Source organism: Sphingomonas sp. (genome assembly GCF_029239295.1).
In the GTDB taxonomy this organism is placed as follows: domain Bacteria; phylum Pseudomonadota; class Alphaproteobacteria; order Sphingomonadales; family Sphingomonadaceae; genus Sphingomonas.
Window position 1 is genome coordinate 1 of the sequence record NZ_JAQZBC010000031.1, and the last position, 12,816, is coordinate 12,816.

The window sequence follows — 12,816 nt, forward strand, 5'->3', positions numbered from 1 at the left end:
CGAGTTGTTGTCGGGTCTTCAGCTTCTGACCGTAGGCGCGCAAAATGCCGCGCCGTCGCGGCGCAACTCATCAGTAGCGCCACCAGCAGCACGACACCGCTCGGCTGCTTTTTAACCATCTGGATGATCGAGCCAGCGAGCACCGTTAGCATCATCAGCGCGCCGACGATGATCATGAGGCGCGATCCACCGACGATGCCGTGCAGCCGCCAATGCGCGGCGAACACGGCGAGATAGGCGATGAGGAAGGTCATTCCCGCAACATTGGCGATCTCGTCCAGCCGCAGCCCCAGGATTAGCAGGACGGTGAACACGAGCCCCAGCAGGAAACCGAAGGGAACGTGCATCACGGGCGCGGTGAAGGTGCGCGGCAATTCGCGGTTCTGCACCAGGTCGGCATTGAGGTTGAGGATGCTGAAGAAGCTGGCGTTGGTCGAAGAGGCTGTCGCCAGCAGACCACCGATCGAGACGACGGTGAAGCCGAACTGTCCCAGCACCGGTCGAGCGGCGTCGGCCACCGCGGTGTTCGGGCTGTGCTGAAGCTCGGCAGGCGACAGGTTGCCGAGGATGACAAGCGCGAGCGCAACGTACAGCAGGGTGACGACCACGATCGCCATGATAATCGCGCGCGGCATTTCACGCTGCGGGTTCGCGACGCTGGCTGATGCTGTGGCCATCATGCCGAAGCCGGTGAAGGCGAAGAAAGTCAGAAGAACGCTGGAGGTCAGACCCGGCAAACCGACGGGCGGGCTCGTCATCAACCGGTCGGGATCGAACGATGCGAGGCTTGCCACGATCAGGAGCACCAGCACGCCGATCTTCACGGCAACGAGCATCTCCTCGGTCCGGCCGACCGCCTTTGCCCCGCTGAGATTTAGCGCGGCCACCCCGATGATCATGAGCACGGCCAGGCCGTCGGCAAGCCAGGGCGGATCGGCGCCGTTGAAGAAAAGCAACGCGGCATAAGCGCCGAAGCTCTTGGACACGACCGCCACGCCGATGACCAGCGTCACGACGTAGACGAGCGAGAGGGCTGCCGCAAAAGCGCCTCTGGGAAACGCGATCTTGAGGTAATCGGTCAGGCCGCCACGCTCGGGATATTTCGCTGCGAGGCGGGCCATGGACGCGCCGGAGAGCATCGCCAACGTGCCACTGATCAGCAGGCTGACGATCACCATGCGCCCGGTGGCGAGGACCGCTTGGCCGAGCAGCGCGAAAATGCCCGCTCCAACCATCGCACCGATGCCCAGCGCAGCGACGCTCCAGATGTTCAGCGGCGCCGATGGCGGGCGGGTGCCATCGGGGTGGGGCGGGGCAGCGTTCGGGTTCGGGGGGTGTGCCGTGGCGAAGGCTCCTGCTGGGTCGAGGCTGGCGGTCAGCGCCGGGGTGGATTGTAGAGGTTGTATTGGAGCGAGGCGGCCATCGCCTGTGCTGCGGCGACGCCGCGCACGCTGTTCCCGGCCTCGTCAAGCGGCGGTGCGAACGCCGCGATCGCCAACACACCGGGCACCACCGCGAGGATCCCGCCGCCCACGCCGCTCTTTCCCGGAAGGCCGACGGTGTACGCCCAATCGCCGGAATAGGTGTACAGCCCCTCCATCGCCATTTCAGCAAGGATCGGCGCGGCATTACCGGGGGTGATCACGCGTTCACCCGTAACCGGGTTGAGGCCATCCGCCGCGAGCGTCGCGCCCATCACCGCCAGGTCTGCGGCGGTGACCAGCGTCGAGCATTGCCGGGTGTACACGTCAACCGCGCGCATCGGATCGCTGTAGCAGGAGCCAGCGCTGCACAGCAGCCAGCCAATCGCGCGATTGTGGAAGTTGGTGCTTTGCTCGGAGGCGTTCACCTCGTTGCTGAGCTCGATCTTGCGGCCGGCGAAGGCGCGTTGGCACTCGAGGATCTTTGCCCAGCAATCGTCGGCATTGTCGCCCACCACGAGGCTGGCGGTGGCGATGGCGCCAGCGTTGACCAGGGGCGACAGCGGCTTCCCCTGATGAAGCTCCAGCGCCATCACCGAGTTGAACGGCAGGCCTGTCGGATCGGCGCCGATCTTGTCGCGCACCCCCGCGGCGCTGATCGATTCCATCACCAGCGCCAGCGTGAAGACCTTGGAGATGGACTCGATCGCGAAGGGGTAGTCGGCGTCGCCGGCCGTGAGGACCTGGCCGTCGGCGGTCGCGATAGCGAGGCCGAATAGGTCGGAAGGGACCGAAGCGAGGAACGGGATATAGTCCGCGTTCCGGCCTCCGGTGGCGGCGATGCCGGCGGCGCGGCCCGCTTCGAGCGCCTGCTGCATGTCGGCTGAACTTTTCACGGTCACCTCCCGCGAGGACGGCCAAGATGGGCAGGATCAGGAGGCGGACGAGGAAGGCGTTACGGCAGGCACCGGCGCTGCCACGTTTTCCGCCGGCGGCAGGGTGCCCTGCACCGTTCCGGGATGCCGGCCCTCTATCTGCCAGCCGAACGGCTCGAAATCGGCCGACCCCTCCGGCGTCTTCCAGTGCGGCTTTCGCGCGGCATAGATGAGCAGGCCGATGCCGACGAACACCACGTTGCCCGCGATCAGGAACGCAATGTAGGTCGAAGGCTTGCCGACTGAGATCTGCGAGGGAGGCACGAAGCTGAGGATGAAGGCGATCGTCGAGCCGATCAGGCCGATGCCGGCGAATATCCACATGCCGGCGGCACCGAATGGCACCTTGTACGGCCGAGGCGTGTTTGGTTCGGTGTGCCGCAGGTAGATGCCGGCCGCGAACATCATCAGGTACATGATGAGGTAGAGCGTGACCGTTAGCTGGCTGAGGATCTGATAGGCCGCCTGCACCGACGGCAGCACCACGAACATGATGGAAAGGAAGGTTACGATAAGCCCCTGCATCAGCAGGATGTGGCTGGGGGCGCCATGCTTGTTCATTTTTTGGAAGAAGGGCGGGAGATAGCCCGCCCGGCCAACCACCACCAGCGCGGACGATGGCCCCGCCACCCATACCGTGACGCCGCCGAGCACGCCGAAGGCGAGCGCGATCGCCATGATTGGGGAGGCCCATTGGATGCCGAACACGCGGAAGAAATCATCATAGGTGATCAGCAGGCTCTGCACGAGGTTGATCTGCGAGGCCGGGATGATGAACGCGATCGCCAGCGTGCCCAGCACGAAGATCGCGACTGTGACGACAGAGGAGATGAGGATCGCCAGCGGATAGTTGCGCGTCGGATTATCAATATCCTTCACGTGGATCGCGTTCATTTCCATCCCGGCGTAGAACAGGAAGATGCCAGCAGCGAGCACCAGGTTGTTGAAGTTACTGAAGTTGGGGATCAGATCATGCCAAGCGAGATCGATCTCGATCGATCGACCGGAGAAATAATAGGCGAAGCCAAGCACAATCAGGATCGCCGCGGGAATGATCGTGCCGATCATGCCACCCCATTTGGCGATCGTGGATGCTGACTTGAGGCCACGCAGTGTCACCAGCGTCGCTGCCCAATAGACGCCGAGCACGATCAGGATAGTGTAGACCTTGTTCGCGGCTAGCGCCTCGTCCCATGTCATGTTCGGGCCGGCGAAGGCGATCGCCACTGCGCCGAAGGTGAGCACAGTCGGGAACCAGATGGTCGATTCCAGCCACAGCAGGAAGATCGCGAGGAAGCCCCAGCGCGGCCCAAACGCCTCCCCCACCCAGCGGAACACGCCGCCCTTCTGCGGCCACCCCGTCGCCAGCTCCGCAGCGACGATCGCCACCGGGATCAGGAAGAAAATTGCGGCGAAAATGTAATAGAAAGCCGAGGTGAGGCCGTAGACCGCTTCCGATGGCAGCCCTCTCAAGCTGACCACGGCAGTCACGTTCAGGATTGCGAGGGTGAAGACAGTCAGCTTCGCGGACGGCGCCCCCGTCGCTCCGCTCTGGGCGGCGGCGTTGGTCGACGGGGCATTGCTGTTGCTGCTTGCCATAAGTTGTAATCCGACATGGAGGAGTTAACCCGGTGATCCGGGGACGTTGGCGTCCGGGATCAGGTATGGTGAAATCCTGTGCCTTCCTCCGGTTGAATGTCGGGTGGGCGATGCGTCTTCAGGAATTCGAGCGCGGCCTTGAAATCGCGCACCAGCAGGGCGGCCAGATCCATCTCGAACCCGCGCCGGCACATCACCCGCATGACCACGATGTCTGAAGCTTTGCCGGACAGGGCGAAGGCCGGAACCTGCCAGCCCTGCACGCGCAGCCGGTCAGAAAGATCATACAGCGTGTAACCGGGCGAAGAGCCTTCCTTTAGCTTGAAGCAGATCGCAGGAATGCCGGTCTTCTCGTTGCCGGTGCAAATGAATTCATAAGGTCCGAGAGGTCCCAGCTCGTCAGCGAGGTATTGTGCAACCTGGTACGCCGCGCGTTGCACTTTCTCGTATCCCTGGCGTCCTAAGCGAAGGAACTGGTAATATTGCGAGATCACCTGCCCCGCAGGACGCGAGAAGTTAATCGCAAAGGTGCCGACCTGGCCGCCGAGATAATCGACGTTGAAGATGAGTTCCTTCGGCAGCGCCTGCGCATCACGCCAGACCACCCAGCCGCAGCCGAGCGGCGCGAGACCGTATTTATGCCCTGACGAACTGATCGACTTCACGCGGGGCAGGCGGAAATCCCACACCAGTTCTGGCGCGCAGAAGGGCGCGAGGAAGCCCCCGCTCGCTGCATCGACATGAATGTCGATGTCGAGGCCTTTGCTCTTCTGAAGCTTGTCGAGCGCGGCCTGCAGGGCTTCGGGATACTCGAACTCGCCGGTATAGGTAACGCCGAACGTGGGCACGACGCCGATGGTATTCTCGTCAACTGCCTCCAGCATCTGTTCCGGGCCCATTGCCACCCGATCGCGATCCATCGGAATCTCGCGAATCTCGACATCCCAATAGCGGGCGAATTTGTGCCAGCAGACCTGCACGGGGCCGCAGACGAAATTTGGCTTGTCGGTCGGCTTCCCCATCTCGCGCTGCTTTTTGAGCCAGCGCCACTTCATTGCCATACCGCCCAGCATGCAGGCTTCGCTGGAGCCAATCGTGTTGGTGCCAGTCGCTTGCCCGCTGGACGGCGGGGCGTTCCACAGGTCCGCGACCATGTTCACGCAGCGCATGTCGATCTCGGCCGACTGCGGATATTCTTCCTTGTCGATCCAGTTTTTGTTGATCGAAAGGTCCATCAGCCGATGGACATAATCATCGTCCCATGTCTGGCAGAAAGTCGCCAGGTTCTGGCGTGCGTTTCCGTCTAGAAATAGCTCGTCGTGGATCATCTGGAAAGCGGACGCCGCGACCATCTCTTCAGCCGGAAAGTTTCGACGCTCGGCTGGATGACACAGCGCGTCGCTCCCGAACAACGGATCGATCAATCCCTGCGCGAGACTCTGATTGTCCGCCATCGCAAAATCCTTCGTCGAACTATGAATAAAGCTAACATTGCCGATCAAGCAGTCGGCCCGTTAACTACATGCCCGGAGGAGGTAGGACCCGATCGTAAGGCAATACATACGCAATCATCCGAAGGGATGATGCTCAGAGTATCTTGTTCAGGATCTTCATTGGGCAGCTCATGCAAGCTGGGAGACGTAAATATACGTATTCCCGCTCCTTTATCCCTAGGACATGATCCCGTGCTGGGATCTTTGATTTTCGATCTATGGGGGAGCGCCGTGTGATGAGACGGATCGGGCTGACGGTGATGGCCGCCTATGTGAGCCTGGCGGATGGCCAGGCGCAGGGGGTGGGTCAGTCCGCTGAATCGTTCGATGCGCTGCAGGCGGAGGTGCGCGAGCTTCGTCAAGCGGTTGCCGACCTTCGGTCACAATTGCAGCAGGTCGCGGCGGTGCGCGACAGCCAGTCCGTCCAGCCGAGTGCGCCATCGGCCTCCAGCCCGCGGCTGACGCAGAAAATGCTGACCCCGGCCCCGGCGATTGCATCGGCAACCACGGCATCGGGGCGGAGCGCACCGGCAAGCCGCGGGCCCACGCGCGAGACCTTCAACGACGAACTGACCGGCGTGGCGCGCCCCGACACGGAAGCGCCCCCCAACAACCCGAACCTGCGCGGCTATTTTGAGATTCCCGGCACGGAAACGATGATCAGGCTGGGCGGCTTCGCCAAGGTCAACGGCATCTACGACTTCTCACCCGCGGGAAACACTGAGAGCTTCGTCACCTCATCGATCCCGGTCGGACCGCGCCAAGGGAAGAACGCCAACATCAGCGCCAACCCGACCCGGTTGAGCCTCGACGTGCGGAGACCGAGTGCGCTGGGGCCACTGCGCTTCTACCTGGAGAGCGACTTCGTCGGTAGCTCGGGTACCGACTTCAATCTGCGTCAGGCGCAGGGCCAAATCGGCAATACCTATGCGGGCTACGGCCTGAGCGCCTTCATGGATGCCGACGCTTTCCCCGAAACGCTGGACGACGAAGGGCCGAACGCCGCGCTGTTCCTACGGGTCGCGGCCTTGCGGCAGATTTTCAAGCTGGGCGGCGGCTGGGCTGCAACGCTGTCGATCGAGGATCCGTCCTCACAACTCAACCTGCCGGTTGGGGCGACGACTGAACAGCCCATGCCCGATATCGCAGGATCCGTTCGAATGCAGCGGAACTGGGGCCATGTGCAGGCCGCCGGCGTGATGCGGCGGATCGGCTATCGGCTGAACGATACGCAATACAGCGCCTTTGCCTGGGGGCTGGCACTCACGGGGTTGGTGAAGGTGGAAGGCGACTTCTTCATGGCAGGCTTTGCTTATGGCGAGGGGATCGCGCGCTACTTCAATGATCTGGGCGGCGACAATCTGGACGGCGTCATCGCGCCCGACGGCAAGGTGCATCCGCTGAAGGGCTATGGCGGTTATTACGGCTTCACCCATCACTGGAACGCCAGCCTGCGCTCGAATGTCGTAGGCGGCGTACTGAAGCTCGACAATGACGGCTTTCTGCCGGACACGGCGTTCCGGTCGAGCCGCTATGCCGCGGCGAACCTGATCTATCAGCTGAGCCCCAATTTCTCTGTAGGCGGAGAAGGCCTGTATGGCCGGCACCAGCTGCAGAACCGGCAGGACGCCGATGTGGTCCGGGTGCAGGTCAGCCTCAAATACGATCTGGTTCGGTGATCGCATCGAACGGCCGCTTTAAACCTGTCTGCCCTCGGAAGCTGCCAGTCAGCTAGCGGCCCAGTAGCTGCTGGACTGCTGCGGTCGTGAGCTGCCAGTCTGCAACGCGCCCAATTCCGGTCACTCTGAACCAGACGCTAGCCCACCGAAAGCAGCCGTTAGTTCAAACAGCGGGAAGATGGCTGATTTTCGGCCATTCCGGCCATTATCGCGCGACGTCTTCAACGGCCGTTCTTCAGCAAAAGGCGACATGGAGGGGAGTGGTCGGTTCAGTTAGGGCTGCAACCGCCTCTCGGCCGGTACGGCTCAGATGCTATCTGGTACATTTTTTATCAGCGACCCTGGTCAACCGTCGTTTTGCAGATGACGGTTGGCCGGTCAGCGGGACGGAATGGATCGCCCGGACACGAGCGGAAAGGATAGGCGGGCGCCTGCATCGCGGGATGGTCCAGAATGGCGCCTTCGAAAGGCTCTGGAAATAAGCGCGCGAACAAATGGCGCCGTAGCGCCTCTGTTTGATAATAAGGAAACCCCGTGCGGGCGCCATTGATCGCCGAGCCGTCGATCCTCGCGATGACGCGATCCAGGCGCTGGCCCGTCGAATTGCCGTCGAGCGGAAATCCAAAACCCGTCGGTTGATGCTTAGCCGGATAGGCTGCTTGGCGGGGATAGGGAGGCGCCTTGCCCTGCCACTGGTAGCTGCCGTCCAGGCTGGTTGGCATGTCGAGAATCACGGAATAGCGGCCCGCATTGACTCTGGGATTTCTCGGCTTCCATGACACCGGAGACGACAGTTTCATTGTCGACCCAAGCCCGGGCTCGACCGTCTCCGCGAGATTCGTGACGCCTTCGCGATGAAGCAAAGCGATTTTGGACAATGTCGTGGCATGGACGAGAGTCACAAACTTCGCAGGCCCGAAAAAGGGCAGGCGCTGTTTGACCTTGGCGCAATCACTACCAGCGTTCGTAGCCAATCCGACCGGTTTGTCGATCATTCCCAGATCCGTATCGATCCAGTCGGAAACACAGCGGAACCGAACCTGCCCATTCGCCCCGTTCTGGAAGGCCTTGTTGAGCCTCTCCCGGGTGATCCGCTCTGGCCGATAGATTGATTCAAGCAAATCCGCAGTTGCAGGCGCCACCATTCGGCCAGCCGCTTTTGCAAAGCGGAGAAAGAAGGCGTCGATCCGTCGATTGAGGTCGATCACCTGATAAGCCAGCGTCCGGGGCATCTTGCCCATGCCAGCCTTGAGGGCGGCACCAGGCAGCGAGAGCGCCTCGCCCATCTCCTCAAGCCGCGCACAGGTTGCCTCCCCGGAGGCAAAAGGCTGTCCGAAAAAGACGGGCAGGTAGCATTCAGTCCAACGATCATAATGGATGATCCCCGATGCCCGTTCGTGCAGCGCCGGTGGATGTGGCTTTGAATTCTCGATCATCAGCTTCGACGTCTCGAGTCCGGCCTCTACGTAGGCCTCGGCCGCACGCTCGACATCTTCGGCCCATTTCTCGCCGAAGCGGGCAAGTGCCAGCTTCTCGTTGCGCTCCCTCACTGCGCGTGCGTAATTCGCATAGGCTTGGGAAAGCGACGTCTGGCCTGCGCGATCAAGTTTGCTCCAAAACGCATTGCGCGTGTCGATTGCGTCGCTTGCGTCCTGAAGCAGTCCGGTCCTGTCGACCTGTTCCTTGAGGCGCATTTTCAGCTCTGCGATCAGTGCATCGACCGGGACGGATGCAGTCGTGCAGCTAGGCTCGGGGGGAAGGGGCGAAAAACTGAGCACAATGGTCTCGCCTCCCATAGCCCGTGCTTGGGCCTCTGCCAGCAGATAGGCACGGTGAGCCGAAACCATCGCTTTTTCGGCCTTCAGCGCCTCGCATGGTAGGGTCTCCCGGCCCGCGCGTGCGACCATCAATGCCGCCTGCATGAGGACGGCATGCGAAGCGCCCTTGGCACTCGAGATACGTTCAAATAACTCCTTGCCCAAGGTTCCGGACGGATCCTTGAGCGCCTCGACCACCTCATGCGGGGTCATGGCAATGGTGTCAGAAAAGAAGTTGGTTTCGATCAGTGTATCGACGACAAACTTTGCTGGCACTATGAGTTGCAACCCGTCGGTCAAAGCCGGATCGAGTCGCTGATCGACATATTTCTCCAGGAGGAAATGTCGCTCTTCAATTTCTTTGTCGCGCGGCTTGAGAATGTCGAACACACCGCCCGAATAATTGTTTACATAGCTATGGGCAAAAATGTCTGATGCAGCATGGACTAGATTGCCATAGGCGAAAGAGATTTCTTCGTCACTTGAGGCAGATTGCAGGATGATCTCGAACCAATCTGCGCTTTGACGACCGTTTTCTCTGCCAGGATGCAGGTAGCTTTGACCAATCACGATGTCCGGAAAAGCGTCTGGACCGATCACGCCTGCCAGAAAAGCTTCAGGGTGCTTTTCCAGTGCCGTACAGATCTTCTGGTCGATAGGGCGCGGTGTGGGAAAACCGGGTAGATCAAGTTTGCAGTCCTTCACATCGTCGAGCACCTGCTTGCCAATATAAAGATGCGTGCGAAGTCCGAAGGCACTGGCTGGCGCTGGACTGAGCACCGCCGCTCCGGCAATCAACCCGATCGGCGCCGCTCGAAACAAAGGTTTGCCCATACCCCGCCCTCTAGGCTGGCGCCTCTTCCGATATGGAACGCCGTATCCCGGAGAGAGCATCATCTAGCTTGCTCCAATTGTCGACATGTATTGCAACCGGCCTGAACCAAGCCAGTAACTGTGTTCGAGAGCAGTCTAGCGCTGTGATCGGTAGGGGATGTCTGCTTTTCCGCATTGAGCGCCTCTAAGCCGCCTTTCCGCAATCGGCCCAGATACTGTCCAGCTGGTTTCGGCCAAAAGTTGCCGGTCAGCAACGCGCGCAAACACAGTCGTTCAGCCTGAGCCGCGAACGGCAACATTTTCCTGACAACTCGGCTGCCCGCATTCTTCCTCGGCGCCCGCATCAAAGCGCGATAGCCGGCCACGGCGCCGACCTCGACCAGCACCTTCGCCAATGGGGTGATCAATTTCTGAGCGCTGGCGGCGCATGATCGCGCCGCCCGCTTCTCCGCGCTCTGCTATGCTCTCACGTACTCGTCCAATGCCGCCGGCGTGCGCATCCCGGCGAGCACTTCCTCCGAGGATGTCTGGCGGTTCTTCACCGAACTGGTCCACTGGCCCCAGCCACCCGGGTCGACTGCATCACCGTTGCGGCCGAGGGACTTGAGGCGGCGCTGATCCTCCTCGGTAAGAACCTGCTTGGGAAGCGGCTCCAACCCGGAAACATCGGCGAGGCTCATTCCCAGCTTCTCGGCGACCCGCGCGCCGTAATCGTCGTGAACCAGGAAGAAGTGCCAGAGCATCCGCTCCTTCACGTCGCGTTCGCACTGCGACAGGAGGACGCCCATGTTGGTGATCAGATCGTCGCGTTCCCAATCCATCATCGTGTTGTAGCGTCCGCGCGCCTGCACATAATCGTTGCGCCGCTCAATGACGCTTCGGGTGAGGCGCCCGTGGATCTCGGGCGGGTTGTTGGGTTCATCGCGGTCCGCCTCCGATAGGCCGTTGTGAATAGACGGCTCGAAATTGACGTGCGGGTTCTGGCCTTCGGCCAGATCGCGACGATAGGACATCTGGCCACCGTTCAGATTGGTGGCGACGGCGGCGTTCTTCGCCTGATTGACCGGGATCTGCAGATAGTTCGTGCCGACGCGATAGCGCTGCGTATCCGAATAGGAGAAGGTGCGCCCGACCAGCATCTTGTCGTCGGAGAAGTCGAGGCCGTCGACCAGCACGCCGGTGCCCATCGCGATCTGCTCGCTTTCAGTATGCTGGTCCTCGACATTCCGGTTCAGCGTCATCACCCCGATGTGCCGCAATGGAAACTGATCCTCGGGCCAGATCTTAGTGTCGTCGAGCGGATCCCAATCGAGCTCGGGATGATCGTGATCGTCCATGATCTGAACGAACATGTCCCATTGCGGATAATCGCCGCGCTCAATCGATTCGAACAAATCCTTGGAGGCCGATCCGAGATCCTGTCCCTGCACCTTTGCGGCTTCTTCCGCCGTCAGACAGGCGACACCGCAGCGCGGGTGGAAATGGTATTTGACCAGCACCGTATCGCCGGCCGCATTGACCATCTTGTACGTGTTGACCCCGAAGCCCTCCATGTGCCGATAATTGGCAGGGATGCCGCGCGGGCTGAAGAGATGGGTCAGCATGTGCATCGATTCAGGCGTCTGGCTCATGAAGTCGAAGATGCGGTTGGGCTCCTGGCGGAACGTGACCGGATCGGGCTTCAACGAGTGGATGACGTCGGGAAATTTGATCGCATCGCGGATGAAGAAGACCGCCAGATTGTTGCCGACGATGTCCCAGTTTCCATCCTCGGTGTAGAGCTTCACTGCGAAGCCGCGCGGGTCGCGCGCGACTTCCGAGGAATCTCGCCCGCCGATCACCGTCGAGAAGCGGATCGCCAGCGGCGTCTCCTTGCCGGCGTTCTGGAACAGCTTTGCGCGGGTGTATTTGGAGGCCGGTTCGTCGCCGATCTTGCCGGTCGCCTCGAACGTTCCGTAGCACACGAAGCCCCGGGCATGGACAACGCGCTCGGGGATTCGCTCGCGATCAAAGTGAGTGATCTTTTCGAGGAATTGGTAGTTTTCAAGCGTCGCCGGCCCGCGGGCGCCGACCGTTCGCTGCGACTGGTTGTTGACGATCGGGTGACCCTGACGATTGGTCAACACGCGCTCGCCGCTCTTGCCTTGTTCGTGATCCACGTCTCGATCTCCATCTGGATTGCAAAGGATCGCGAGCGACCCGCGCGCGGCGCACTGCAGAGACAGGCTCCAGAGCGCGGCCAGACGACGGCGTGTGATATAGGTAGCCAAGGATGGAGCATATCTACGTAGATACCTCTATGCTGCGCTAATTGCCCCGCACACGGCGGCGGCGGCTGTGGTAAATTCTAGAGGCGAAAGTCGGCTCACGACCCTAATTTGCCGCACCGTCCCTAGTCCCCGGTACGTCGCCATTTCCTAGCCTGCCGCCCAGAAGCTGCGTGTCGGCAATCGGCCCAGGAGCTGTTGGACTGCTCGAATCGTGAGCTGCCAGTCTCCAACGCGCCCATTAGTCGCCGTTCCAGCCACTTCGGATGTGCGCCGATAGCCGCCATTCGTTCGAGGCGCCGTTGAACGTTAGCCCTGTGAAGTTTCACATCGCTAGATGTGCCGCCTCTTGGAGAAAGCTCCGCCCAGCAAATCGAGGCCGCAATTCGACTAGCGAGTTGTTGTCGGGTCTTCAGCTTCTGACCGTAGGCGCGCAAAATGCCGCGCCGTCGTCGCGGCGCAACTCATCAGTAGCGCCACCAGCAGCACGACACCGTTCGGCTGCTTTTTAACCATCTGGATGAATTATCCTTAGGCACGGCCGAGCATTTCTGCGCACTTCGCGGCGCGGTCGAGTACTCTCGTCGCGATACAGGTCGGCCCGACTTTGGACCGCATCCCAGCAGGACGGTCGGGCTGAGAGGGGCCCGACCAATCGAGAATCAAGCGTCAGAAGTGGCCGACTTGCGCTTGGACTTAGACGTCGCTGGGGCGCCGTTCGCACCGCCGGCGCTCCGCGTCATACCCGGCTTGCGGCCCAGGCCGATCTTC

General features: G+C 61.3%; 7 protein-coding genes. 1 reads left to right on the plus strand and 6 read right to left on the minus strand.

What is annotated here, in order from left to right; translation table 11 throughout:
* The 4 genes from K0S66_RS16485 to K0S66_RS16500 form a co-directional block, all read right to left on the minus strand.
* A partial coding sequence (locus K0S66_RS16485) for an APC family permease (RefSeq protein ID WP_301076563.1) occupies positions 1-1,235 on the minus strand: 1,235 nt, incomplete at its 3' end.
* Positions 1,236-1,375: 140 nt separating this feature from the next.
* Positions 1,376-2,317 carry a glutaminase A gene (gene glsA / locus K0S66_RS16490; RefSeq protein WP_301076564.1) on the minus strand — a complete coding sequence of 314 codons (942 nt, stop codon included), beginning with the start codon at positions 2,315-2,317 and terminating at the stop codon, positions 1,376-1,378.
* Positions 2,318-2,353: 36 nt separating this feature from the next.
* Positions 2,354-3,955, minus strand: a complete 1,602-nt coding sequence (gene gadC, locus K0S66_RS16495; RefSeq protein WP_301076565.1) for a putative glutamine/gamma-aminobutyrate antiporter GadC — start codon at positions 3,953-3,955, stop codon at positions 2,354-2,356.
* 59 nt (positions 3,956-4,014) lie between these two features.
* A complete protein-coding gene (locus tag K0S66_RS16500; protein ID WP_301076566.1) occupies positions 4,015-5,457 on the minus strand; it encodes a glutamate decarboxylase in 1,443 nt (480 codons plus the stop codon).
* Positions 5,458-5,684: 227 nt separating this feature from the next.
* Between K0S66_RS16500 and K0S66_RS16505 the strand changes: the two genes are divergently transcribed.
* Complete coding sequence (locus tag K0S66_RS16505; protein WP_301076569.1) at positions 5,685-7,127, plus strand: DcaP family trimeric outer membrane transporter; 1,443 nt, start codon at positions 5,685-5,687, stop codon at positions 7,125-7,127.
* Positions 7,128-7,459: 332 nt separating this feature from the next.
* Here K0S66_RS16505 and K0S66_RS16510 read toward each other — a convergent pair whose 3' ends face one another.
* Both K0S66_RS16510 and K0S66_RS16515 read right to left on the minus strand, forming a co-directional pair.
* On the minus strand, positions 7,460-9,778 hold the full coding sequence (locus K0S66_RS16510; protein ID WP_301076567.1) for a zinc dependent phospholipase C family protein: 2,319 nt from the start codon (positions 9,776-9,778) through the stop codon (positions 7,460-7,462).
* A 458-nt stretch (positions 9,779-10,236) separates the two neighbouring features.
* On the minus strand, positions 10,237-11,937 hold the full coding sequence (locus K0S66_RS16515; RefSeq protein ID WP_301076568.1) for a catalase: 1,701 nt from the start codon (positions 11,935-11,937) through the stop codon (positions 10,237-10,239).
* Positions 11,938-12,816 lie beyond the last annotated feature (879 nt).

Coding starts and splice junctions, on each gene's coding strand:
- K0S66_RS16510 (WP_301076567.1), bottom strand. CDS start 9,778: ATGGGCAAACCTTTGTTTCGAGCGGCGCCGATCGGGTTGATTGCCGGA.
- gadC (WP_301076565.1), bottom strand. CDS start 3,955: ATGGCAAGCAGCAACAGCAATGCCCCGTCGACCAACGCCGCCGCCCAG.
- K0S66_RS16505 (WP_301076569.1), top strand. CDS start 5,685: ATGAGACGGATCGGGCTGACGGTGATGGCCGCCTATGTGAGCCTGGCG.